Genomic DNA, 23,708 nt, shown 5'->3' on the forward strand with positions numbered 1-23,708 from the left:
CAGATTAACTATCTTCAATCATAGATTGCTGCCTAAATGTGACGGATAAACGCGCTCCGCCAAGAGGGCTGTCACTAATTATGATTTCCCCGTCATATTGGTCGATAATATCCACTGCAATAGATAAGCCTAAACCTTGACCTGGGCGAAGGGTGTCTGCGCGTTGCCCTCGAACGAAGATCAAACTACGTTTGCTTTCAGGCACCCCTGGGCCGTCATCATCGACAACTAATGTTAAGCTATCAGCACCTACAACAGCACTAACTTCAACAAATTCAAGGCAATACTTACACGCATTTTCCATGATATTACCCATCACTTCCATAAAATCATTGGGTTGACCCAGCCATGTTGTTTCAGGAGAAACATTAACCGTTATAGAAACCCCTTTGTGCTGATAAACTTTATGTAGGGCACTTGCAAGGCTATCTAGTATTGATGGGACAGATGAAATTTCACGTAGCATCATGTTTTCATCACCTTGCGTTGATGCGCGGTGTAAATAATAACCCACCTGTTGAGAAATACGGCCAATTTGTTCAAGCATGATAGGCTCTGCTTGTTCAATGTTCATTTGTTTGCCTGAACGAAGTAGCCGCAATGTTGACTGTAAAACAGCTAAAGGTGTCTTTAAACTGTGTGTTAAATCAGAAAGTGTGGTGCGATATTTACTGTAGCGTTTTCGTTCATTCGTTAACAAAATATTAAGGTTGCGTACTAGGCCGCGAAGCTCATACGGTGGGTTCTCATCCAGAGTATCCCGTTCACCTTTTTCTAGGCTACTGAGTTGTGATACTAATGATTTAATTGGCCGTAGACTCCAATAAGCAGCTAGCCATAATAACGGGATGACTAAGATTAAATTAGCCAGCAAAACATAACCAAACCACTCCCAAACTAACCCGGTATTTTGTAAGTCTTGTGGTAGAGTATCTACAACGACTATGGTGAGTGGGGGCAGGTTTTCACTTGCTGCATATTGGTTGACGGACACGGAATGAGTCAGCGGTTCGTCATCGTTATCCATGTCATCTAACTTTGTATTGAATTCGGGGTTATCGTCTAGGAGTTGGCGGGTTTCACGAATATCCGTATCAATTTCATATAAGCCCTCTTTTTTTAGCCAATCATTACGGATCAGCCGTTCAACGCTAGGCACATCACGTTGGCGCCATAGCACAAGCCCTTGTTCATCATAAATAATAACCAAAGTTGGGTTATTCAAAGTAAAATTTGGTGGGACTCGGATGTCAATTTTATTATTTTGCCATTGGGCTAGGCTATAAATTAAGTTACTTTGGCTACGTAATAAGGTGTAAGTCGTTTTATCAAAACTAATTAAATACCCCAAAATCGCAACAATACCATAGGATAAAGTGAGCGCTAAGATTACCGCTGATGTTGCACAAAGAAAACGTGCTCGTAGCGAAAGGGGTTTGAACTTAAATTTACTTAGCCACATATTAGCCATTCACATCAAAACGATAGCCTTGACCGCGTACAGTAACAATTACATCATCACTATGGAATTGTTGAATTTTTTTGCGTAATCGGCCCATTAAAACATCGATAGTATGACTTTCTCTAAGTTCGGCATCTGGATAAAGCTGGCGCATTAACGAGTCTTTGCTAACCACTTTTCCATTATTGCGGAGCAGTGTTTCAATAATGGTGTATTCAAAAGCCGTTAATTTGACGGTTTCACCATTAACTGTAAATTCTTTACGTGAGAGGTCAATAACGAAATTACCTAATTCGAGAACTTGTGAAGCGAGACCGCTATTTCTGCGCATTAAAGCTTGCATACGGGCGACCAGCTCTTCTAGCTGGAAAGGTTTCGTCACGTAGTCATCTGCACCACTGTTTAGCGCTTGTACTTTTTCTTGCCAACTCTCCCGAGCTGTCAATACTAAAAGTGGAATATTGACGTGCTCGCCACGCCAGCGTTTTATCATGGAAAGCCCGTCTTCATCAGGTAAGCCCAAATCGACAACCGCGATATCTGGACAACTTTCGTGTAAAAAATAGTCAGCTTCTTTTGCGTCTTCAGCGGAGTCAACCTGATGACCCAGATCTTTAAGCTGTACGGTTAAATGGTGGCGAAGTAACGCATTGTCTTCGACAATAAGAATACGCATCGGAAACCCTCACATTGAAAAGAGATAGCTACAACTGATTCAAATAGTAGCACTAGTAACGCTATGGTAAAAAGAGTTCTGAATAACGACAAGAGATTAAGTAAATATAAATCAAACGAACCGGAAAAATAGTTTATTTTCACTAAGGCGCTGATATGAGGTGTTGATTGTGTAAATATGTGAAGAAATATAGTTGATAAAAAAATGAATATGACCTAGTTATATTTTTGTCTGCAAATAAAATTTAGAGTTCTTAATAATCAATACATTAATTCTTTTTAGGGACACGTTGAATATAACGTAAAGAGATGAATTGAACAATTAATGCGCAGATAATTGCTATGGTATAGGCAGCGAACAAATTAAATTTAGGTAACACGAGGCTTAAACTATAGAAGAAAACCGCAAAGCTGAATAGCCCCGCGACGAGTCCTCTCATAACTCGCTGAGCTGTTTGCGCGTTTATCATAATATATGAAAATACAGCTAATATTGACGCCATAAAAGGATATGAGGCTAAAACACCACTTGCTCCTGCACCAATAAATGGCGCAATTAAAGTCACCCCCACCACCAGCACGGCAATTAATAACATTCTCGCTGGTAAATCCCATCTGGGAGGAGATAGTTTTTTAAAATTCACGGGTACATTAGGTATAAAAATCATTGCTATCATCATAATTAGGATATCAATGATGAATAACATTGATTGAGAAAGCTGACTGACTTGTAAAATATAAGCGGTCACACTAAATGTGAGTGTCGCTATAATGAGAGCTTTGCAGCAGCCATATGCAACTAAAAAATAAAACACGACCGCAAAACAAGCCTGCGCAGCCGTTGCTGATAATGAGCCTAAAGTTGCTTGCGTGGCAAATTCTGTGCCATATTCGAGAGCAAGGAAAAAAGAGATAGGGCCAGAGGTCAACGGTAAGCCGACAATAAGGCCGCCAATTGATTCACCCCATCGGCGAGCAGCAAGGCTTGCTGTTAGTAATAAAAGTGGCGTGATAACGACTTTGAAAACGAATAGTTCCATTATCTATAGCCGCCTTAGTTTATAATACATATATAGGTAATAAATAGTTCGGATAGTGCAACTAACCAATTAATAATATAACGATATGTTAAAGTAAGAACTGATTTAGCGGTGTGATATTAGTATCACTAATACGAGAAAAAATCGAAAAAATTAAGTAAAAAGGGCGACTTAGAAGCCGCCCTTTTTGAAAATATTGAGACTATTTTAGTTCGTCAATGAAAGTGACAGCGTAACCGATGTAGTTAGCCGGCGTCATTTCTTTTAAACGCGCTTTTTCGTGTTCTGGCAAATCTAAACCATCAATAAATTGTTTCATCCCTTCAGCGTTAACGCGTTTGCCACGGGTCAATTCTTTGAGTTTTTCATATGGCTTTTCAATACCATAGCGGCGCATTACAGTTTGAATAGGCTCAGCTAATACTTCCCAGTTTTGGTCTAATTCATCCAGTAAATGCTGTTCATTAACTTCTAATTTGTTTAAGCCTTTCATGGTTGACTGATAAGCAATCAATGCATAACCTAGGCCGACACCGAGATTACGTAATACAGTCGAGTCCGTTAAGTCACGCTGCCAGCGAGAAACAGGGAGCTTGCTCGCTAAATGACCTAAGACGGCATTTGCTAACCCTAAGTTACCTTCAGAGTTTTCAAAATCAATCGGGTTCACTTTGTGTGGCATGGTAGAAGAGCCAATTTCACCAGCGATTGTTTTTTGTTTGAAGTGATTTAATGCGATGTAGCCCCAAATATCACGGTCGAAATCTAACACGATAGTGTTAAAACGAGCGACACAATCAAATAACTCAGCAATATAATCATGAGGTTCAATTTGCGTGGTGAATGGGTTCCATTGGATGCCTAAAGACGTAACGAAGGTTTCGCTAAATTCGTGCCAGTTAACTTCAGGGTAAGCGACCATGTGTGCATTATAGTTACCAACTGCGCCATTGATTTTACCTAAAATTTCAACTTGTTGCAGCTGACGGAATTGGCGTTCCAAACGATAAGCAACGTTGGCAAACTCTTTACCAATGGTGGAAGGCGTTGCAGGTTGGCCGTGAGTACGCGATAGCAACGGCAAATTGCGGTACTCATGAGCCATTGTTTTGATTTTATCAATAATTTGACGCCATTGTGGCAGTAATACTTCTTCGCGAGCAGTTTTCAGCATTAATGCGTGCGAAAGGTTATTAATATCTTCTGAAGTACAAGCGAAGTGGATAAATTCAGAAACTGCATGAAGAGCAGGGATGTTGGCTACTTTTTCTTTTAGGAAATATTCTACAGCTTTCACATCATGGTTGGTTGTGCGTTCAATTTCTTTGATACGCATTGCGTCTTTTTCACAGAAGTTCGCGACAATTTCATCTAAGTAAGCGATTGCGTCAGCGTCAAATGAAGGAACTTCTTTGATTTGAGCGGTTGCAGCCAGTTTTTGTAGCCAGCGAACTTCAACTTGTACGCGAAATTTCAGTAAACCAAACTCACTAAAAATAGTGCGTAACGCGCTGACTTTATCACCGTAACGGCCGTCAATCGGGGATACAGCGGTCAGTGAGGATAATTCCATTGGTAGCAACTCCAGATTTAAAGGTGAGACAAAATATCTTTCGCCTGATTAGCCAGACGATTGCGAGAGAACATGAGTTGGATACGACTTCCACCAACTTGTTGCCAAAGCACTGCGCAGCGAATACCTGCGAGCAAAGTGGCTCTAACTTTTGCTTGAACGAGTGTATTTTTGAGAATGTCTGGGGAACCAGTGACTTGAATTCGAGGCCCAGCAGGGCTGACCACGTCGACGTAAATACCCGCAAGTGCGTTAAACACACCTTCAGAGAGCGGTTCAAAATAGTCAGCTTGGCGCTCAAATTGCTCAATACGTTGACCAAGTTGGTTCATCGCTTCTTGATTTTTATTAAGACGGCGCTCAAGTACCATAATACTTAACATATAACGTGTCATTTCAGCGGATAAACCACTGTTACCGCCTGTTAACATGCCTAACATGGCATTGAGACCAGTCTTTAAATTTTCGGCATCATTACCAAATACATCCAAAGTTGATTTTGGATTCATATTGGTGAGGCAATTGACCATGGTTTCAGTGTCTTTCTCGAGACAAACACCTTCATGTGCGAGTTTTTGAACCATCGCGCTTGCTTGGCAGATACCCGCTAAAGCAAGCGTAATGTCGTAATAGTTTTTTGCCACATTTACTCCTGAATACGGGCTTCAATAATACCGCCACCGAGACAGACTTCATCGATATAAAATACGGCGGATTGACCTGGAGTGACAGCCGCGACTGGGTAGTCAAATGCAACTTCAATGCGATCATCACTTAATGGGGTTATCGTACAAGGGATATCCGCTTGACGATAACGTGTTTTTACTACACAACGTAGTGGTTCAGTCATTGTTTTACGGTCAACCCAATGTAATTGCTGAGCAATTAACCCAACAGACATTAACCTAGGGTGTTCATGGCCTTGAGCAACGATAAGAATATTATTTTCAACGTCTTTATCGACAACATACCAAGGTTCTTCAGAGCCCTCTTTTGTACCACCGATACCTAAACCTTTACGCTGACCTAAGGTGTGGTACATCAAACCTTCATGTTGACCAATTGTTTCGCCATCGACAGTGACGATAGGGCCGGGTTGAGCAGGTAAGTAGCGGCCTAAAAAGTCGCGAAACTTACGCTCACCAATGAAACAAATCCCTGTAGAGTCCTTTTTTTTCGCAGTAACTAAGCCAATTTCTTCGGCAATACGGCGTACTTCAGGTTTTTCGAGCTCACCAACTGGAAAAAGGCTTTTAGCGACTTGCTCGTGACTCAGGGTATATAAAAAATAACTTTGGTCTTTGTTGCCATCTAAGCCACGTAATAATTGGCTTTTACCATCGATATCACGGCGACGCACATAATGACCAGTGGCAATGTAATCTGCGCCTAAATCTTCAGCTGCAAATTCTAAGAAAGCTTTAAATTTGATTTCTTTGTTGCAGAGAATATCTGGGTTCGGTGTGCGACCAGCTTTATATTCAGTTAAAAAATGTTCGAAGACATTGTCCCAATATTCAGCAGCGAAATTAATGGTATGAAGTTCAATACCCAGTTTGTCACACACGGCTTGCGCATCGGCAAGGTCAGCCGCAGCTGAGCAATATTCTGTGTCGTCATCTTCTTCCCAATTCTTCATAAACAGACCAGCAACCTGATACCCTTGTTGCTGTAACAAGTAAGCGGATACAGAGGAGTCAACACCACCGGACATACCGACGATGACTTTTTTTTGGCTGTTATCTGACATGGTACTATTATTTGACATGGAAATATCTCACTGCGGAAAAATCAAGCCCCATACTTTAGCATGTTGTTCCCGCATTACACCAGAGTTAGAGGGGAATATTATTGCTTGGTGAAATCTTCACCAAGCAGAAGTTTAGTGCTTAGCGATAATGATCGCCGTAAGCTGTTAAGATGTCGAGAGGATAATGTTTTCCTGTGAGAAAACAGCGTAAACTTTCAGCCACTAATGGTGAACGCAGGCAGTTGCTATCTAAAATTTCTTGGGCGGTCAGCCAGTGGCATTCGCTAATATCACTGTCTTGTGGCTGTGTTTCACAAATGGATTCAAGTTCTACGGCGAACAAAAAGCGGATAAACTGGGTTTTATCTGGGGCAATCCATTGGTGAATTTTAATTAATTGTGTTGGTGTGGCTTTGATTCCAGTTTCTTCTAGTAATTCACGTTCGGCGGCTTGCAAAATCGTCTCATCAGCTTCTAAGTGCCCAGCGGGTTGATTCCAAGTGGGTTTGTCATTTATCCACTCTTCCACGACTAAAAATTTGCCTTGAGCATGCACAACAGTTGCTACAGTCACATTAGGTTTAAACAACAGTTATCTCCTTCCATTCGCCAACTGAAAGATTTCCCAAATTAAATTCACCAATCTGATAGCGAATTAGCCTAAGTGTTGGAAAACCTATATTTGCCGTCATACGACGGACTTGCCGATTACGTCCTTCATATAAGGTGATTTTTAACCAACTGGTCGGGATATTTTTACGTTCCCGTATAGGCGGGTTTCTTTGCCATAGCCATTCTGGTTCATCAACTAGTTCGATCCCTGCGGGGAGCGTTGGACCATCATTTAATGTTAACCCTCGCCGAAATTTTAGCAATGCATCTTCGCTGGGAATACCCTCTACTTGAGCATAGTATATTTTCCCTGTTTTTTTCTGTGGTTGCGTTAAACGGGCCTGTAGTTTTCCATCATTAGTTAAAATTAATAGACCTTCACTATCCCTATCAAGGCGTCCTGCTGCGTATACGTCGGTGATTGGAATATATTTTTTTAATGTATCGCGGCCTTGTTCATCAGTAAATTGAGGTAAAACATCAAAGGGTTTGTTAAATAAAATGATTTTAGTTGATGTTTGCGAACTAACCGAAATCCGCTTAGTTCTATGCTTTAACGCAGTAGAGGTTGGCGAGTAACGATTTTTTTTTGGAACTGATTTTTTGTTCGGTCTGTTCATGGTCATTCAATGAGAATTTATTGGTTTTAATTTATGGCGGTTTATCCTATCTAGTGTAGGAGATTTAGCGGTTTGATCCTAGAACGTATTTTTCATGGCGATGTAATATTTAATTAACAACTTTAAAAACATTTAAATCAATAAAAACAATTTTTCATTTAAAAATAAGTACATATGAGTTTATTTGGATGACGATAGTGTGAGCGGAACGTATTTTTAATTTGAGTTAACTTGCTAGTATTATTTGTTGTTAGGAAAATATTTTAACAAAAGTTAAGTCATTCGCTCAAATGCGTCGTTGACAACTTTTCATCGTGGTTTGATTTATTTCTAATAATGGAATGCTTAAATTAATTTATTGATTTAACAGTGTTTATAAATAGTTATTTGATTAACTTACAAGATAAAACAGTACGTTAAATGCGATCGGCATTGAAGCTTAGATGAGTAATCATTGGCGTTCGACGCAGATTGAAGTAGTATTGACACGTCTCTTACAAAAAATTAACAAGCAAAATACGCAAGTGAAAGGAGAGGTTAATGGAAAGCAAAGTAGTAGTTCCGGCAGAAGGCGCTAAAATTACCATTGATGCAAAAGGCAAACTAAACGTTCCGAACAACCCAATTATCCCTTATATCGAAGGTGACGGCATTGGTATCGATGTTACACCAGCAATGTTAAAAGTGGTTGATGCGGCAGTTAAAAAAGCCTACAACGGTGAGCGCAAAATTTCTTGGATGGAAGTTTACACCGGTGAAAAATCTACACAAATTTATGGTAAAGATGTTTGGTTACCAGAAGAAACCCTCGATTTAATCCGTGATTACCGTGTTTCAATTAAAGGTCCTTTAACAACTCCTGTTGGTGGTGGTATTCGTTCCTTGAACGTTGCACTACGTCAACAACTTGACCTGTATATCTGTTTACGTCCTGTTCGCTACTACAAAGGCACGCCAAGCCCAGTTAAACAACCTGAATTGACGGATATGGTTATTTTCCGTGAAAACTCTGAAGATATCTATGCGGGTATTGAGTGGAAAGCGGGTAGTGCAGAAGCAGACAAAGTTATTAAATTCCTGAAAGATGAAATGGGTGTGACTAAAATCCGTTTCCCACAAGACTGTGGTATTGGTATTAAACCTTGTTCAGAAGAAGGCACAAAGCGTTTAGTTCGTGCAGCAATTGAATATGCTATTGATAACGGCCGTGATTCAGTGACTTTAGTTCATAAAGGTAACATTATGAAATTCACTGAAGGTGCATTTAAAGATTGGGGATACCAATTAGCACAAGAGGAATTCGGCGGTGAATTATTAGATGGCGGCCCATGGGTTAAAATTAAAAACCCTAAAACAGGCAAAGATATCATTGTTAAAGATGTTATTGCAGATGCTTTCTTACAACAAATCCTGCTGCGCCCAGCTGAATATGATGTTATCGCGTGTATGAACCTAAATGGTGACTACATTTCTGATGCATTAGCAGCACAAGTCGGTGGTATCGGTATTGCACCAGGTGCGAATATTGGTTCTGAATGCGCATTATTTGAAGCAACGCATGGTACTGCACCTAAATATGCAGGCCAAGACAAAGTTAACCCAGGCTCTATCATCCTTTCTGCTGAGATGATGCTGCGCCACATGGGTTGGACTGAAGCGGCTGACCTAATCGTTAAAGGTATGGAAGGCGCAATCGAAGCTAAGACTGTAACCTATGACTTCGAACGTCAATTAGAAGGCGCTAAATTACTGAAATGTAGCGAATTCGGTGACGCAATCATTAAACACATGTAATTTATTACTTAGTGTGATTAATAACGGGAGCCTAAAAACTCCCGTTTTATTTTGCCTAGAAAAATTCTTCTGCAAAACCCCTGCAAAACTCTTCTGCAAAACAGGCTACAAAACAATCGTTATTTTATAGCTAAAACCTGCCAATTTTTTCCTCGGTCATCATGATATTTATCAGCCATCGCTTGGCTCTTATGGCCAAGAAGTTTCTGGATATTGATACCTTGTTCTCGATAGAGTCTTTCCGATAAAGAACGTTGTTCATGAAATGAAGGTGCTGATCTTTCTGGCCATGTTAACCCGCATTTATTCTGTTGAAATTGCACCAGGTAAACCGGCATTACAGATTGAAATGACGGATAAAAAGCCGAGTGCATCGTTTAAAACACCGTCTTATGACAATGTTAAGCCAGAATCGGTTATTCCGAGTGTAACGTCTGAGACATATCAGGGGATTGTTGATTTTGGTGGCGATCATGCGCCAATTTATATTTCAATATCGAAGAATCCAACGACTGCACAAGAAAAACAACTGATTGAGGAAGCTAACCGAGATTGGCGTGCTTTATATCCAGCTGAAGCTGCAGAATTAGATTGGAAGCAAGTAGCGAGTTATCACAAGCAGATGTAGATGCTCAGACACTCAGACAGCAAAAAGAGAACTCGATAAAACTAAAAGCTCTCCGGAAGGCGGTGCTTTAACTGATGTGAGTAAAAATCCTTTACAAATTAAACAGTCAAGTCAGGTAATTTCTAGCGTATTTGGTATTGAATATATTGAAAAAATTGATAATCAAAAAGCATTGTCATATTTACTCAATCGTAATCCTGAAGATTATGTTATTAACATTTTGAGTATTGCTAGCGTATATGGATATGAGACTGATGATGGTAGCGAACCTGAAGTTCTAATTGATGATCCGGAAATTTATGAGTCTATTGTAGAGCGTTTCACATTAGCAAAAGAGCGACTTTTAGACGCTGAAAAAGCAATTAAAGAAGCAGAGAGAAAGCTGGGCATAGCTTTAGAGAAAAAGAAAAAAGCCGAAGCTAAAGAAAAGAAAGCGAAGCGTAAAAAGCCTGGCACTGCTACAGGAAAAGGCAAAAAAGTTAGCGATAAATGGCTTAATGATGCCAGTAAAGAAAATGGTGCTCCTATTCCTGAGCAAGTAGCTAATAAATTACGAGGTAAGAAATTCAACAGTTTTGATGAGTTCAGGAAGGCCATCTGGGATGAGATATCAAAATTTCTAGAATTGATTAAAAACCTTAGTAAGAATAATAAAACTCTTGTTTCTAAAGGATACTCGCCTTTTGCTAGGAAAAAAGATCAAGTTGGTGGTAGAAAGGTACATGAGTTGCACCATGACAACCCAATTAGTGAAGAGGGAGAAGTCTATAACATGGACAATTTAAGAGTTACGACCCCGAAAAGACATATTGATATCCATAGAGGTAAATAAGAATGGAACTAAAAAATAATATTACTGATTATACAGAATCTGAATTTTTAAAGTTATTAACAATTATTTGTAATGCAGATACAGCAAGTGAGGAAGAACAAATTAAGTTTGTGACTCACTTTGAAAAAGTAACAGAGCATCCAAGCGGAAGTGATCTTATTTACTACCCAGAGGATGGAGCCGATGATTCTCCAGTCGGAATTTTAAAAACAGTCAAAGAATGGCGGGCTAAAAATGGCAAGCCTAGTTTCAAAAAAGGCTAAGAACTACTGCTAATGGAATAGCTGAACATAAAGCATCAATGATTTAAGGATGAATCATTGATGCTTATCCTCTTGCCATTTCAGGTTATGGATTTGCTTAACATCAAAAATAAAGCGGCCGTATTTAATGATATTCAACTGATGGAGTCAAAAGCTTTAGAATTGATCCATAAAAAATAGAGCGAAAGCTGAACCACTATGTTCAAGACGCTTATAGACTCTTATAAACGCTTATAAATGTCTATATGATATACAACTGGGGTTGTTAAGTTAGCTTAAACACTTTAATATGATCGCAGCTATCTTAAGCATATTGCTTAATTACCCGTCAAAATGTCATTAATCTAAACTAACAAGGGGGCTATATGAGAACTGAACATACCAGATCTGTACAAACAATTAGCCATGCAACAGAACTTGTTAATACATTTTTTGATGATAATACTGAAAAGTTTTTCTCTGTTCGTCGCCTTAGTATGAGAAAGGATCCGAATAGACAGTTGTTTATTGTTACTATCGAAAATGATAACAAAAGCGATGAATATGAAATTGTTCCTTTTGCTGAGTTATCATATCGCCAAAAAAAGATTAATATAGTCGTTGACCCTAGCACGCAATATCCAGAACTAAATCAAAGCATAACTGATGTGATTGAAAAAATTAAATCTTCAATTCTTGGTTACATGTCAAATTATCAGAAGTTGTCTGTCCATTAATAAGATAGTGAGAATGGAATGGCTCCAAACTTTACCAGTAGTTACTCAAAGGATCTGAATAGAAAGCCAGAATGTGAAAGAGAAGATGAGATAGAGTCTTTCCATTATCTTACTGTTGAGGGCGATTTACTAAAAATTACGGAATACGCTCTTACTGGCAGCGAGTTTCATTATTACTCTAAAATTGTCGCATTAGGTTGTACTACTGAAGGTTTTTATGCAGACCATGCTGAGTTTTTGAGAAGTCACCGATTTTCTGATGAACATATCATTGGTGAGCTGCTTGAGTTAGGAATGCACGCGGAAGAAGATGATACTTTAATTGGGCGTGTTGCTTATAATGACTTCACTTTTTTTGATGGTTCAGCGATAAAGACAGGCAAGCAAATTAGGGGCGTGGCTATTCTTGATGATTATCAGGCTGGTGGCGTAGCTCGTAATGTTTATAAGTGCTTGTTACTGAAGCATGAATATATAGTATGTGATAACTTACAAACTATAGGTGGTGGTTCGTTGTGGGTGTCTGGCATGACCAGTATTGGTGAAGTAAGGATCTATGATACCATCCAAAAAAAATTCATTGATGTGCTATCAAAGGCTGGCTGTGGGTACAACGGTATAATCCCGTGGAGTGCAGAAGGCTTATCTCAAGCGGATATCGCTAAATGGGAGCCTAGGAAGTTATCAATGGACTCATGTCACCATATAGTAAACATTATCAGCAAAGATAGAATTTACAATATTGACTAATGTATTAACAGCTAAACCCACTTCGTTGGGTTTTTTATTGCCTAAGTAGAGGGGCCTCACCCAGAGACCTTATTTCTTCGGGCATGGCCATGCACTAATAAATGAATCCACTACTTGATGACTTGCTTGCTTGTTACGAGCTTCAGGTGAATTCTTTAGGTGTTTGGCCGCAACATCCATAGCTTGGTTCAAAGTAACACTACGTGGTGGGCAGAAAAGAATGCCTGAACCAAGGTCAAATGTTCCTGCAATATAGCCCGAGTACATACCCGATTTAACAACATCGTTAGCATCTAACAGAGTGTCATTCATTAGACGCTCCCTTGCTTGACTATATTCATGCACAGAATTCCCATCCCAAAGGTAATTTTGAGCAAAAAGTGGCATAGGGATTAGTAGGAGAAGTAAAAGTTTTTTCATTAGAAGTCTCAGAGAATAATTAATATTTTAGTGTTTTGGTAGGGCGCAAAATATCATATTTTCTTATACTTTAAAAATGACAAGTCTAGCTGCCTAATTCAGCGGTTTTTATTGCCTGAAGCTTGCATCTATCCTAGAATTTACGTACTTAACTTAAATGTGGTGATGTATGAAAAAGGGATTGGTGGTATTGCTTTTAGGTCTAGCTTCGTTTAGCTCATTTGTCAGCATTGCGAGTGTTGGCGCTAATGAACGGCCTGAAATTACAGAAGATGATGTAGTGCCAGATATGGCGGCAAGTATTAATCGACAGAAAGCACTTCTATGTGGTGCGTTTGAAAAACATGGCAACATACGTACTTGTAAGCGTTTAGTTGATAACATGGTTGCTTTGGCTTATTCCCAAGGCGAAGTTAGCATGGGCTGTAAGTTAAAAGCAGATGACCCGAAGTATAAGGAAATACCAAATATTGAAGAATACTGCGATAAAGCTAAAAGTCTAATTAGCAACCTAAGCCCTAATGATTAACCTGCTTCGGCAGTTTTTTTGTTATGAGCATCGATTAAGGATATATCCAAGACTCGGGTTTATCATAAATACCACATTCATCATCCATTACTTTAGCATGTAGTTTTTTGGCGATTTCTAGCATTTTTATATAGAGGGCAGTATCAGGCCATTTGGTATAAATCCTACCTTCGTACCAGTCAAGCCAAGGTTCTTCGTAGGTGCTATTACCGAACCATAAAGCGTTAAACTCACCGTTAATAGCATTTATTTTTAGCTCTGGGTCTTGTTCAACAAGAGCTAGCCACTCATCGCTACTGATTGGATTGCTTTCACTATCAAACCAGCATTCAGCGCGAGTAATATGAAATTCTACACCCATACAGTCATCCTTATTAAATTAGTGAAAATAAAATATCACTTAAATACATAATCTGAAAGTGTGCTTTGCTTCAATTTGCATCCTCGCTAGGCTAACATTACTGAAACTAATTGATGGGATGGTGAGATGAAAGGATACGTAGTTGCTAGTTTGCTAATGATGACGTGCTTTGGTTCTGTTGCTGAAAATAATAAAGATACCGCTCCATTCGGGTTTAAATGGCAAACATCGGTAGATGAAGTCAAAGAAAGTATTTCTGGCAATTACATCATTGTTAGTGAGGAAGTTAGTTGCCCAATAAGCAAGTTAAAGCTAATTAAGGCTAATGAAGAACACACAGGCAGTTGGGTGTATGAATTAGGGTTCTTTACTCCAAGGTCAGGCGATAATTTCATAGGATTGAACGAGGTTAGCTATAGCAAATCATCAAAAGATAAAAAAGCTATTGATGAGGATTTTAAAAATGTACGGGCTGAGCTCACAAGCCGCTATAAAGAAAAAGCCAACGAGAACAACACGCCAGATGAAATGTCATTCACCTATAATAGTCCTTATGTAACTGGTTTACTTGCATACGAGGATGGCTATGCAGGTTGGCAGGTAACCACGATTGTACTAAACACACCGACTTTAGATAGAAAAGAGTGGGCCGAGGTGTACGATAAAGCAAAATCTGAGTGCTTTAAGCAGTAAGATAAATAGTTAGTGTTAATTTCTGTCTAGCCCGTCCTTGGGCTAATTTCATTGCATTACCCAGCGATCATTGACCCAACTGGCAGGGCTGTCTTCAATATTTACAACCCAATCAGTTGAAGGTAGCAACGAAGTTAACTGTGAAAGTGCGTCAAGCCAATACTCAATTGATTCCATCAGTATACCCCAGCAGTGATACCAGGGATATTATCAATGCAGCAATGCGTGGGTTAAATACTATTTGGCGTGACGGTTACCGGTATTATAAAGCAGGCATCATACTATCTGATTTTACCGATTCAGATATTACTCAGTTTGATATGTTTTCAACACAAAAACCATTTCGTAATAATGATGAGTTAATGAAAACATTAGATGCCATTAATAAGAGCGGGCAGGGTAAAGTGTGGTTTGCTAGTAAGGGCGGCGATAGCGGATACAAAATGAAAAGAGAAATGTTATCGCCTGCTTACACAACAAACTTTGATGAATTGCCAGTGGTTAAAAGCTAAGAAATGGGCTGAGCGTTTTAAATGTATTGCTGAATAAATAAAAGAAAGCAGGGAGAAGAGCTGTGAAACACAAACAATATGGACTTTGCTTTTTGGCCTGACACAACTAGGACACAGAGCCAAATTGAATATAATTTTCTGCTCTGCCTTAACAATAGACATAGCTTGTATCCTTTGTAATCCAGTTTATAGGGAGCAGAACAATACATTTGTTCAATGCAAAGAAGAAGCCCCGGTATTTCCAAAAAATACCGGGAGTCTGTTGTTACCTGGCGATGAGTGCAAACACACCCCAGCCAAAGTATTCCCGCGTGTAAGTCACGTGACGTTTCGGCGAGACCGTTAGCTCGGCCCTGACTTCTGCGGCGAAGTCGTCGTCAGGGTTAGCTTCCAACCAGCGGCGCATGGTCAGCCATTTCGCGGCCTCATACCGGTCCCAGCCTTCTTGGTCTGCCAGTACCATTTCCACCACGTCATAGCCGAGGCCGTCGAAAGCGCGGATAAGTTCAGGTAACGTCAGGAAATCAGCTATTGCGTTAACGCCACAGGCCTGAGCTATCTCTTCCGCTGCTGGTAGCTGACGCCAGTAGGGTTCGCCGATAAGCATGAATCCGCCCGGCTTCAAGCTCTGAGCCAGCAGCCCGACGGTCCCAGCAAACCCACCAGCAATCCATGTCGCCCCGATGCAGGCGACAACGTCGAATTTCTCCTCTGCAACATGCCCAGCGGCGTCGTTATGTATGAACTGAACCCGGCTGCTGACGCCGAGTTCTTCCGCGCGGCGTTTAGCCTGTTCGCTGAACAACTGGCTCATGTCGATACCGACACCGGTAATGGCGTGATCCCGGGCCCAGGTACAAAGCATTTCCCCCGAGCCACTGCCGAGGTCAAGAATGCGAGCATCCGGCTTCATGCGTAGTACACGGCCCAGCGTGGCGTACTTCTCTTCGGTGAACGGGTTGTGGATGCGATGTTCGCTTTCACTTATGGTAAAAATACGTGGGATATCCAATGCTGAATTCCTTTTATTGTGTTGAGTATTAAGAGGAAGTTCCTCTAAGTTTTTTGGCTTTTTCAGCCAGCAGAGCAAATAGCTTCCCTTCAAATGTCTCGCTGACTGGCCAGTCGTGGCTTTCAGGAGGAGGAAGCAGGGTAAATCCGACATTATCGAGCAAGCTACGTACTCGTCATCACGCCAGGCCGTCATCTGGCTGCCGAAACGGGTGGTATGACCGTTTGCTTCAGTCATTCCCTGACGTTTAACTTCTTCGAAAGTATGGACTTCAGTGAGTAGCCGATCATCAGGCTCCAGCCGTAGTGCGCAGCGGCTGATGATGGTGCACGCATCCGTCAGTTCTCCAAACGTCATCATGATGAAATCGAGCGTCCTATCAAGGGGATTGATATCCATTATGCTCTCCTTAGCGGTTATCAAGCTGTGCACGAACAATATTCAGCCCGGTGGTGTTGATGCGGTACGGCTGACCGTTGACGGACTTGATAAGTTTTTTGGCTTTGAGTTTGTTGAAAGTGGAGAGGGTGCAGTCGGTGAGCAACAGCCCTTCACGGGTGTAGCATTCAACGGCGGTGATGCGACCAGACGCATCGCGGACGTGCGCGATACGACCACCTTTAGCGAGAACGTGTAAGATACGTTGTTCCTGACGGGATAAATTCATACTGGAAAACCTGTTTAATCATCATGTGCAAAACTCGCAAACACACTGCGGTGTTCGCATTCGATTTCAGCGCATTGATAATCAGTTCGGCCTGAAAAGGTCGATAAACTGATTATCGGATGATTACATTCTCCAGCATCAAAGCCTCGGGTTGAGTTGAAAGGTATTTACAAGGTTAATGTTAACACACAATTTAAATATGGGTATGTACAGTACAATAAAGTGTGATTTACTTCATCAAATTCCTTTTTAACTTTGGCATGCTCCCCCGTTCATTCACATAGAATGCTGTTAGCAATGTCTGTTCCTCGAACAGAGCAGCACCATGAGTTCTGTTTATGGTTAGTTTAGTGCCAGAAGATGAATCCTAAGTTTTACTCAACTTAATGGCTTAGTTTCAAGTCTAAGAATAAAGAAAATTATGGGAGGAAGGTTAAAAGGCTAGCAGGAGCAAGCCTTCTAACGCGGGAGATATTGTTTAATTTCTCAGATAAACATTTAAAAATACGTTTATATGTATATTAAATATTTTAGATATGATTATTAGATGATCTGCATAAATTGAAGCATTTCCACTTTCATATTCGTTATAATGGCTGTCTGTAATATTTAGACTATCCGCCATTTCATGAGCTGATATTTTTTTATTTACTCTAATGTTTTTAATATATTCACCAAGGTTCTTATTTCTTTGTGTGGTTTTTTTCATTATTATCTTTCTATCTATTATATTGGTGTTAGCGCAGTATTTTATTTAAATTTATTTACAGATAAAGGTATTGATTTCTACGTGGCAATGAATTTGAATATAAACGCAATCCTAAATTAATAATTTCGCCATCACTCTCTAGTTCTTTTAATAAAGAAACAAAGAAGGATTCGACACTAATATTTAATTTTATTAAAAATAGTAAAATTAGGCTGAATGATATAGTATTAATACCATTTTCGTAGCGTGAAACCTGTTGTTGGCTGACATGAAGTAATTTGCTTATGTCTTCTCCGGTTAGGTCATTTTCAATGCGTTTTTGTCGTAAATAATTTCCAATTAAGATGTTTACTTTGCTATTTAAAATAGCACGATCCATATTAACCTCTATAGTGAGTAAGAATTTTCTGAGATAAAAATTAGTCAAATAATAATATTAAGTACAATCGTTTATAACGCTTGATGGAATATTTTTCATCGGTATAAACGATTGATACGAAAAAATCAATCGTTTGATTTTATTTTTGTTTAGGCTTAATTTCATGATAAATAACAATTAATTTGATATTTCTTGTTTTTAAAATATTGCAAGACAAATGAAGCGGCAATTGCAAATACACGCAATAAGAGTATTTGTGGTTTCATTTTTTATGGTATCTTGAATATTAATTCCAATGATTAAATTATGCTTATTGTTTAGTATTTTATTTATTTTGTATTTACATTCGATTTTTCTTATTTAATTTATACATATAATAATATTATTATTTACAACGTTGTATCATTTTTGAAATAAAATATTATCAATTGAAATATTTTGTTACAAAATAACTGGTTTAATAGTGATAAAACAATCTAGAAAATTTTCTTATGTGCTGATTTTATCGTAAATAATAATGTGCTTATATTAAATCTAGCCGCAATTATTTAGAGTATCGGCAGTGATTTTATATACTTGAGGAGATTAATTATGGAGGTTAAATTTTCACTTTATGTTTCAGTATGAAACTATTTCTTGAGGGATACAATGGTGGAATTCATACAGCTATACTGCTTTTTAGTAATATATAACGTATAACTATATGCAGATACTGTGTAACCCGAAGTCACGCTTTTTGAAAAAAAAGGTAGTGAACTAGAAGAAATGCAATAGTGAGGATGGCTGATATGGCTGATATGGGTGAAGCTCATTAATGAACTGGAGTGATAACATGAACCGAAGTGAATTGGTTGATTATATTCAGCATAATTATGGCGTGGATCCTGAGACCCCTTGGGGGAAGTTCCCTGAGTATATTGTTTTTAGGAGAAGAAATAACGCAAAATGGTTTGCAGTTATTATGCGCATTTCATCAAATAAATTAGATACAAATAAAAATGAAGAGATGGTTAATATCGTCAACCTTAAAGCTGCCCCTGAACTCATTGGCTCATTGCGGTTAAAAGACGATATTTATCCTGCATATCATATGAATAAAGAGCATTGGATTACGATAAAGCTACCAGGGAGCCTTACCGATAGTGAACTCAAAGAGTTAATCGAAGATAGTTATAAGTTAACAGCATAACAGTTTATTATCTTGCTAGATTACCCCATCCTTAGGAAAAGTTTCTATACTAGCTAGTTAAGCTTTTTAGCAATGATAAATAATCGAGGAAATGGCATTAAAACATAGCCATTATCTTGTTTTGGGTAAGTTTTTGTTAATAATTCATGATAACGTGCGAGAAATTGCTCTTTTTGCTTTTCATTTAAGTTTTCAAGGTAAGGCCTTAACCCTGTTGCTCTTAACCAATCAATGATTGAACCAATAGATGGCATGACATGGTAATAAGTTGTTTGCCATATATCAACAGAGCAGGTAGTAGCTGAAAGCAAATCATAATATTCAGTTATTGATAAAAGTGCTGTTCTATATACCGCAGAAATGGATTGCTCATTGGCTACTTTGCGCATTAAAGCATGCGTGGGTTCATTCCAATTATTTGGCATCTGAATGGCTAAAATACCGCCACTTTGTAGTTGGTTAACTAGGTGAGGAAATAATACCTTGTGATCAGGTAACCATTGTAAGGATGCATTGGCAAATATAAGGTCCTGCTTGGTTTCAGGAACCCAGGTTGCGATGTTCGCTTCTGTAAACTGGCAATCAGGAAGATTCTTTCTCGCTTCAACTAACATAGCGGGAGAATTATCAACTCCCATTATTCTTGCTAATGGATACATTTCACGAAGTATCTGAGTTGAATTACCGGGCCCACAACCTAAATCAGTTAAATTACATGCGTTAGAGACATGAATATGACTGAGTAAGTCGTATGATGGACGAGTTCTTTCCCGCTTAAATTGTAGGTACAAGTCTGGGTTCCAATCTTGCATGTGTGAGCCTCATTGTATTATTAGATAATTAAATCATAACCTATGGCTGAGCATATTGTATTTCTGGCTAAATATGAATTATTTGCGTACCCATCAGAACAGCTTGACCACCAACTTCTACCTGAATAATATTTTTTGTTTGCGAGTTAATTGTTACTTGAATTAATGACGGGCATCCCATTGCACGACCTTGTTCAAACAAAAAATGAGTTTCATTTGGTAAAACATAATTGACCAAATAGCAGCCAAGGGCTCCGCTAGCACTGCCTGTTGCTGATTCTTCATTTATTCCGTAGAGCGGTGCGAAATTTCGACAATGTGCTGTGGTCGAAGAGTTATGGTTTAGCTCAAATACATGAAAACCGATAGCTTTGAATTCACGACTTAGCCTTGCTATTGCCTCATAATTAGGCTGTAGCAAATCTAAATGACCAGTTTTAACTGGAATAATAATGTCGGGTAACCCTGTTGAAACTATCATGATAGGTAAGCCTGTTTCAGCAATAACTTCGTTAGTTATGCCAAGGGCTGTTGCTACTTCATTGATACTGGGCCCATTGCGTAAGGTTGGTAGTGTTTGCTCCATAACGATGTTATTTGGGCTAACAGACACGCTCAGAATACCTGCTTTGGTTTTTTGAGTGTAAAGCCCATCAGTAAGTTGCTTAAGTGAAGCTAAAGTAGAAAACACAGCTAATGTGGCATGACCACAAAAATCAACTTCACCTTCAGCAGTATAGAAATCTACTATAAAATCAGTTTCTTCGCCGTTATAGACAAATGCAGTTTCTGAAAATCCGACCTGCCGCGCAATAGCAATTTTTTGTGAAGTGCTGAGTTTTGGCGGGTTGAGGACAACACCTGCTGGGTTACCACCAGAATTATTTTGTGTGAAAGAATTGACAAGGTATACCAGGATAGCTTGCTCAACTGAATCGGTATTTTTATTTTGCATGGGGATCTTATTGATTGGTTAAAATTTAACAAGAAGTATAGACAATATATTAGCATTAACTCATTGTATAATAGAATAAATATAAAAAATCTATTGAGATAACATGATAGCGATGCAGAACTCAATATTATAAAGAGTTAAGTTGAAGTTGATTGAATATTTGATATAAGTTGGGTGATTTATTTTGATGCAGGTGAAAATAATTGAAATATATGCTGCATAAAATTATGCGGAAGAAATATACAAAACCCTTCAATACCCAGATGAATAGTAAAAAATTTTATTTATATGGCAATAAAACTTATTATTACCTAAGCTAGGTAATAAGTCTCAACCATTAGAGCAATGTTCAAAGCTATGTTTAAGTTGTTTAATAGCATATTTTTCTATGTCTCTTAAACTCATATTCATGGTATCCAACCCTTTGATATCCATTTTAAGTGTATGAGTGGAGTTGTCGTCACCGATCAAAGTTATATGCAAGCCTGTAACTTTTGTATTTTCTTCTAATATATTTACTTGAGTTAGATTAAATCGCATAAAAGTACCTTTTATGTAAATTATAATTATTAATTAATTTACTCTAATTGCATGTTTATTTCCTTTACAAATAGTTAAAAATTGTAACTGTCATTGTTCTTAAAATTATCATAATAAATATATAAATTTCTCACGATTTATTACTTAAGTTTAAGTTATGGAGACGTCATCACCTATAGTATCCATGATAGATACCTATTCCGTTGAATAATCGTCCGATTTATTCAATAAGATCTAGTGGGTAGCAAAATGAGGAAAATATCACAGGTTATTGAAGGGCGTTGTTTCTAAGGTATGCCATCATTTAGCAAAAAAAGCCCCTGCAAGCAGGGGTATCTAATGGAAATGTATATTTATAGTTATTGTTATAAGGTGCCTGTTGTTTATATAGGCTATCAGATAATACCAGTGATTAAGGATTAATCCAAATCAGAGTAAGCATAAAATTAAAATAAATGTTTTACAGGGGGGGGTGCGTTTGAAATTACTAAGCAACTAATTGTTTTTTAATATTAATTTCTTTTTTTAGAACCTAATTCCAAGTGAGTGTAACTACATGATATCTAATGCTTATGATTAACTTATTGAGAATAATACATAAATCAAACTAAAGTTGGCGAGATGAATGTAAGGTTTTGACTGAATACAAAAACATAATAAGAGTAAAAACGAGTATTATTTTATAGATTATCTCACGGACAAATGGGAAATTATTGAAGTATAGTAAAGGAATATAATTAAAAAGATAATTAAATCGGTTTTGACTTGAAATATAAAATATTACTCCCATAACAGTTATAAATAATCTTTTTAATGTAAGGGATAAAAGATGACTAATGCACAGTGGGTAATACAAGCATTAAATGCGGTATTGGGTGAGAATATTGGTTCATTGCCTGTGGCTAAACAGTATTTTTCGGATAAATATATTCAAGTTGTTGATGGAAAACAAATTGATTTTAATGAATTTATTACACATTTGCAGGTATTGAAAGAAGCCACTGAGTCGATTGTTATTACTATTAAATCTATCGCAGAGGGGGATGGATGTGTTCATACTCAACATCTGGCAAAAGCCACTAAAAAAGATGGTTCAGTAAGTGAATTTGAGGTATTTGCTTGTTTTCAAATAGAAGATGGAAAAATTACCCGTTGCGAAGAATTAACAAGAATGGTTAAAGGTAATAATACTGATGAAGATTTAGGCTCAAGAACCTAAATCTTTATTGCTTGTACAATACTGAATACTACTATTGTAGGTAAAACCTATATTAAAACAAGGCTTTACCTTACTTCTATTCTATCTTATATTAACTTGGGTAAATTAACTGTAATCCAGTACCAACTTCTTGTACTGGTGCATATTTTGCCAAATGTATTTTTGCGTTGAGATCTGTACAGTGGAATGGGTGTATAAATTTTATATCCTGCTGGTTAAAGTAATTACCTGTTTTTTCCAAAATTTCTTTTGATGCTTGCTGTAAATGAAACCCACCTATGACAGTGACAATATTATTTATGCCAGTTACATGCTTTGCATATTCAGTAATATTACAAATTCCAGAATGAGAGCAACCCGTTATTACAATTAGGCCTTCAGACGTTTTAATTGCAAGTGCTGAGTCATCAAACACATAGTCATCAATGATATTATGATTGAAGTCGAGTGTAGTACCAATTGGCTCTTTTCCCTCAAAACTATTGAGTCTAGGAATTTGGCCTAAAAAAATTATATTTTCAGAAAGATAGTATGGTTTTGTCGCTTCTATACAATGAAAATAAGAAGCTAAAATGTCTTTAGATGTATTTGTCCCGATGACTTTAGATTGAAATTTTTTGGGAATTAGCGCATCCGGATGGTATATCAGGTGTTTAGTTTCAGGTGCTTCAATGTTACGGCGGTCAAAGTGTTGAATTAGGTGACCTAAGCCCCATGTATGATCATTGTGGCCGTGAGAAAGCACCAGGTCAGTAATATCGGCAAGATCAATATGTAAAATATTCGCATTATCAATAAATATATCTGAATAACCTGTATCGAATAATATTTTTTTATCATCAGCTTCGATATAGTAGCAAACACCGGGTTCACCACAAAAATAACTATCAATCAGGGTATTATTATCTACAAGAACAGTAATTTTTATTGTCATCATGAGCTCATGTTTAATAGAAGTAATCGTAATCTGTTGTATCAGATAAACAGTAACAAATT

At 38.2% G+C, this 23,708-nt stretch carries 28 protein-coding genes and 2 pseudogenes; 11 read left to right on the forward strand and 19 right to left on the reverse strand.

Annotated elements, in window-relative coordinates; translation table 11 throughout:
• Nucleotides 1-4: 4 nt before the first annotated feature.
• The 8 genes from phoQ to rluE all read right to left on the reverse strand — a co-directional run bounded on the left by phoQ (nt 5) and on the right by rluE (nt 7,732).
• Complete coding sequence (phoQ, locus tag M1F17_RS09440; protein ID WP_172412197.1) at nt 5-1,462, reverse strand: two-component system sensor histidine kinase PhoQ; 1,458 nt, start codon at nt 1,460-1,462, stop codon at nt 5-7.
• A gap of 1 nt (nt 1,463) precedes the next feature.
• Entirely contained in the window at nt 1,464-2,138 is a 675-nt protein-coding gene (phoP, locus tag M1F17_RS09445) for a two-component system response regulator PhoP (protein ID WP_004253350.1), read from the reverse strand.
• A gap of 268 nt (nt 2,139-2,406) precedes the next feature.
• A complete protein-coding gene (locus M1F17_RS09450; RefSeq protein ID WP_318837411.1) occupies nt 2,407-3,177 on the reverse strand; it encodes a hypothetical protein in 771 nt (256 codons plus the stop codon).
• 202 nt (nt 3,178-3,379) lie between these two features.
• Nucleotides 3,380-4,750, reverse strand: coding sequence for an adenylosuccinate lyase (purB, locus tag M1F17_RS09455; RefSeq protein WP_180312627.1), 1,371 nt, complete (start codon nt 4,748-4,750; stop codon nt 3,380-3,382).
• A 17-nt stretch (nt 4,751-4,767) separates the two neighbouring features.
• Complete coding sequence (gene hflD / locus M1F17_RS09460; RefSeq protein ID WP_004253359.1) at nt 4,768-5,394, reverse strand: high frequency lysogenization protein HflD; 627 nt, start codon at nt 5,392-5,394, stop codon at nt 4,768-4,770.
• A gap of 2 nt (nt 5,395-5,396) precedes the next feature.
• Complete coding sequence (gene mnmA / locus M1F17_RS09465) at nt 5,397-6,500, reverse strand: tRNA 2-thiouridine(34) synthase MnmA (RefSeq protein ID WP_140172584.1); 1,104 nt, start codon at nt 6,498-6,500, stop codon at nt 5,397-5,399.
• A 139-nt stretch (nt 6,501-6,639) separates the two neighbouring features.
• On the reverse strand, nt 6,640-7,089 hold the full coding sequence (locus M1F17_RS09470) for an NUDIX hydrolase (protein WP_180312628.1): 450 nt from the start codon (nt 7,087-7,089) through the stop codon (nt 6,640-6,642).
• Nucleotides 7,082-7,732, reverse strand: a complete 651-nt coding sequence (rluE, locus tag M1F17_RS09475; protein ID WP_094960447.1) for a 23S rRNA pseudouridine(2457) synthase RluE — start codon at nt 7,730-7,732, stop codon at nt 7,082-7,084. The genes M1F17_RS09470 and rluE overlap by 8 nt, the downstream gene beginning before the upstream one ends.
• 540 nt (nt 7,733-8,272) lie before the next feature.
• Between rluE and icd the strand changes: the two genes are divergently transcribed.
• On the forward strand, nt 8,273-9,526 hold the full coding sequence (gene icd / locus M1F17_RS09480; RefSeq protein WP_004253371.1) for an NADP-dependent isocitrate dehydrogenase: 1,254 nt from the start codon (nt 8,273-8,275) through the stop codon (nt 9,524-9,526).
• 119 nt (nt 9,527-9,645) lie between these two features.
• Here icd and M1F17_RS09485 read toward each other — a convergent pair.
• Nucleotides 9,646-9,837 (reverse strand): annotated as a pseudogene (locus tag M1F17_RS09485) (integrase); the annotation flags it as partial.
• Between the two features lie 38 nt (nt 9,838-9,875).
• On the opposite strand from M1F17_RS09485, the gene M1F17_RS09490 reads away from it, so the two are divergent.
• The 5 genes from M1F17_RS09490 (at nt 9,876) to M1F17_RS09510 (ending at nt 12,715) form a co-directional block, all read left to right on the forward strand.
• Nucleotides 9,876-10,154 carry a colicin-like bacteriocin tRNase domain-containing protein gene (locus tag M1F17_RS09490; RefSeq protein WP_231135987.1) on the forward strand — a complete coding sequence of 93 codons (279 nt, stop codon included), beginning with the start codon at nt 9,876-9,878 and terminating at the stop codon, nt 10,152-10,154.
• A gap of 76 nt (nt 10,155-10,230) precedes the next feature.
• Entirely contained in the window at nt 10,231-10,986 is a 756-nt protein-coding gene (locus M1F17_RS09495) for an HNH endonuclease (protein WP_318837412.1), read from the forward strand.
• Nucleotides 10,987-10,988: 2 nt separating this feature from the next.
• Nucleotides 10,989-11,249 (forward strand): bacteriocin immunity protein, encoded by a 261-nt coding sequence (locus M1F17_RS09500; protein ID WP_094960452.1) that lies wholly within the window; start codon nt 10,989-10,991, stop codon nt 11,247-11,249.
• Nucleotides 11,250-11,614: 365 nt separating this feature from the next.
• Nucleotides 11,615-11,965 carry a hypothetical protein gene (locus tag M1F17_RS09505; protein WP_004253374.1) on the forward strand — a complete coding sequence of 117 codons (351 nt, stop codon included), beginning with the start codon at nt 11,615-11,617 and terminating at the stop codon, nt 11,963-11,965.
• 18 nt (nt 11,966-11,983) lie between these two features.
• Nucleotides 11,984-12,715 (forward strand): hypothetical protein, encoded by a 732-nt coding sequence (locus tag M1F17_RS09510; protein WP_094960453.1) that lies wholly within the window; start codon nt 11,984-11,986, stop codon nt 12,713-12,715.
• Between the two features lie 69 nt (nt 12,716-12,784).
• Here the strand turns inward: M1F17_RS09510 and M1F17_RS09515 are convergent, their stop codons facing one another.
• Nucleotides 12,785-13,027, reverse strand: a complete 243-nt coding sequence (locus tag M1F17_RS09515; protein WP_036957627.1) for a Rap1a/Tai family immunity protein — start codon at nt 13,025-13,027, stop codon at nt 12,785-12,787.
• Nucleotides 13,028-13,304: 277 nt separating this feature from the next.
• Here M1F17_RS09515 and M1F17_RS09520 point away from each other — a divergent pair, with 277 nt between their 5' ends.
• Nucleotides 13,305-13,664, forward strand: coding sequence for a hypothetical protein (locus M1F17_RS09520; RefSeq protein WP_318837413.1), 360 nt, complete (start codon nt 13,305-13,307; stop codon nt 13,662-13,664).
• A gap of 34 nt (nt 13,665-13,698) precedes the next feature.
• Here M1F17_RS09520 and M1F17_RS09525 read toward each other — a convergent pair whose 3' ends face one another.
• Nucleotides 13,699-14,025 (reverse strand): hypothetical protein, encoded by a 327-nt coding sequence (locus tag M1F17_RS09525; protein WP_094960455.1) that lies wholly within the window; start codon nt 14,023-14,025, stop codon nt 13,699-13,701.
• A gap of 126 nt (nt 14,026-14,151) precedes the next feature.
• Here M1F17_RS09525 and M1F17_RS09530 point away from each other — a divergent pair, with 126 nt between their 5' ends.
• On the forward strand, nt 14,152-14,718 hold the full coding sequence (locus M1F17_RS09530) for a hypothetical protein (RefSeq protein ID WP_094960456.1): 567 nt from the start codon (nt 14,152-14,154) through the stop codon (nt 14,716-14,718).
• A gap of 140 nt (nt 14,719-14,858) precedes the next feature.
• Complete coding sequence (locus tag M1F17_RS09535; protein ID WP_226616959.1) at nt 14,859-15,230, forward strand: DUF4113 domain-containing protein; 372 nt, start codon at nt 14,859-14,861, stop codon at nt 15,228-15,230.
• A 265-nt stretch (nt 15,231-15,495) separates the two neighbouring features.
• On the opposite strand, the pseudogene M1F17_RS09540 reads toward M1F17_RS09535, so the two are convergent.
• The 4 genes and pseudogenes from M1F17_RS09540 to M1F17_RS09555 form a co-directional block, all read right to left on the reverse strand.
• Nucleotides 15,496-16,611: pseudogene (locus tag M1F17_RS09540) on the reverse strand (SAM-dependent methyltransferase); the annotation flags it as partial.
• Between the two features lie 40 nt (nt 16,612-16,651).
• A complete protein-coding gene (locus tag M1F17_RS09545) occupies nt 16,652-16,909 on the reverse strand; it encodes a YjhX family toxin (RefSeq protein ID WP_318837414.1) in 258 nt (85 codons plus the stop codon).
• Between the two features lie 478 nt (nt 16,910-17,387).
• Nucleotides 17,388-17,618: a helix-turn-helix domain-containing protein gene (locus M1F17_RS09550; RefSeq protein ID WP_094960458.1), complete on the reverse strand. Its 231-nt coding sequence runs from the start codon at nt 17,616-17,618 to the stop codon at nt 17,388-17,390.
• Nucleotides 17,619-17,673: 55 nt separating this feature from the next.
• Complete coding sequence (locus M1F17_RS09555) at nt 17,674-17,997, reverse strand: helix-turn-helix domain-containing protein (protein WP_004253408.1); 324 nt, start codon at nt 17,995-17,997, stop codon at nt 17,674-17,676.
• 832 nt (nt 17,998-18,829) lie between these two features.
• Between M1F17_RS09555 and M1F17_RS09560 the strand changes: the two genes are divergently transcribed.
• The gene (locus M1F17_RS09560; protein ID WP_164455553.1) at nt 18,830-19,186 is read left to right on the forward strand and encodes an MmcQ/YjbR family DNA-binding protein; all 357 of its coding nucleotides are present in this window, start codon (nt 18,830-18,832) and stop codon (nt 19,184-19,186) included.
• Between the two features lie 53 nt (nt 19,187-19,239).
• Here the strand turns inward: M1F17_RS09560 and tam are convergent, their stop codons facing one another.
• The 3 genes from tam to M1F17_RS09575 all read right to left on the reverse strand — a co-directional run bounded on the left by tam (nt 19,240) and on the right by M1F17_RS09575 (nt 21,493).
• Nucleotides 19,240-19,998, reverse strand: coding sequence for a trans-aconitate 2-methyltransferase (tam, locus tag M1F17_RS09565; RefSeq protein ID WP_094960460.1), 759 nt, complete (start codon nt 19,996-19,998; stop codon nt 19,240-19,242).
• A gap of 67 nt (nt 19,999-20,065) precedes the next feature.
• Nucleotides 20,066-20,953, reverse strand: a complete 888-nt coding sequence (locus M1F17_RS09570) for a PhzF family phenazine biosynthesis protein (protein WP_004253418.1) — start codon at nt 20,951-20,953, stop codon at nt 20,066-20,068.
• A 330-nt stretch (nt 20,954-21,283) separates the two neighbouring features.
• Complete coding sequence (locus M1F17_RS09575; RefSeq protein WP_094960461.1) at nt 21,284-21,493, reverse strand: hypothetical protein; 210 nt, start codon at nt 21,491-21,493, stop codon at nt 21,284-21,286.
• Nucleotides 21,494-22,322: 829 nt separating this feature from the next.
• Here M1F17_RS09575 and M1F17_RS09580 point away from each other — a divergent pair.
• Nucleotides 22,323-22,712 (forward strand): nuclear transport factor 2 family protein, encoded by a 390-nt coding sequence (locus tag M1F17_RS09580; RefSeq protein WP_110591815.1) that lies wholly within the window; start codon nt 22,323-22,325, stop codon nt 22,710-22,712.
• Nucleotides 22,713-22,803: 91 nt separating this feature from the next.
• Here the strand turns inward: M1F17_RS09580 and M1F17_RS09585 are convergent, their stop codons facing one another.
• Nucleotides 22,804-23,646, reverse strand: a complete 843-nt coding sequence (locus tag M1F17_RS09585; RefSeq protein ID WP_318837415.1) for an MBL fold metallo-hydrolase — start codon at nt 23,644-23,646, stop codon at nt 22,804-22,806.
• Between the last annotated feature and the right edge of the window lie 62 nt (nt 23,647-23,708).

The organism is Providencia sp. PROV073, assembly GCF_033688125.1.
Taxonomy (GTDB): Bacteria; Pseudomonadota; Gammaproteobacteria; order Enterobacterales; family Enterobacteriaceae; genus Providencia; species Providencia hangzhouensis.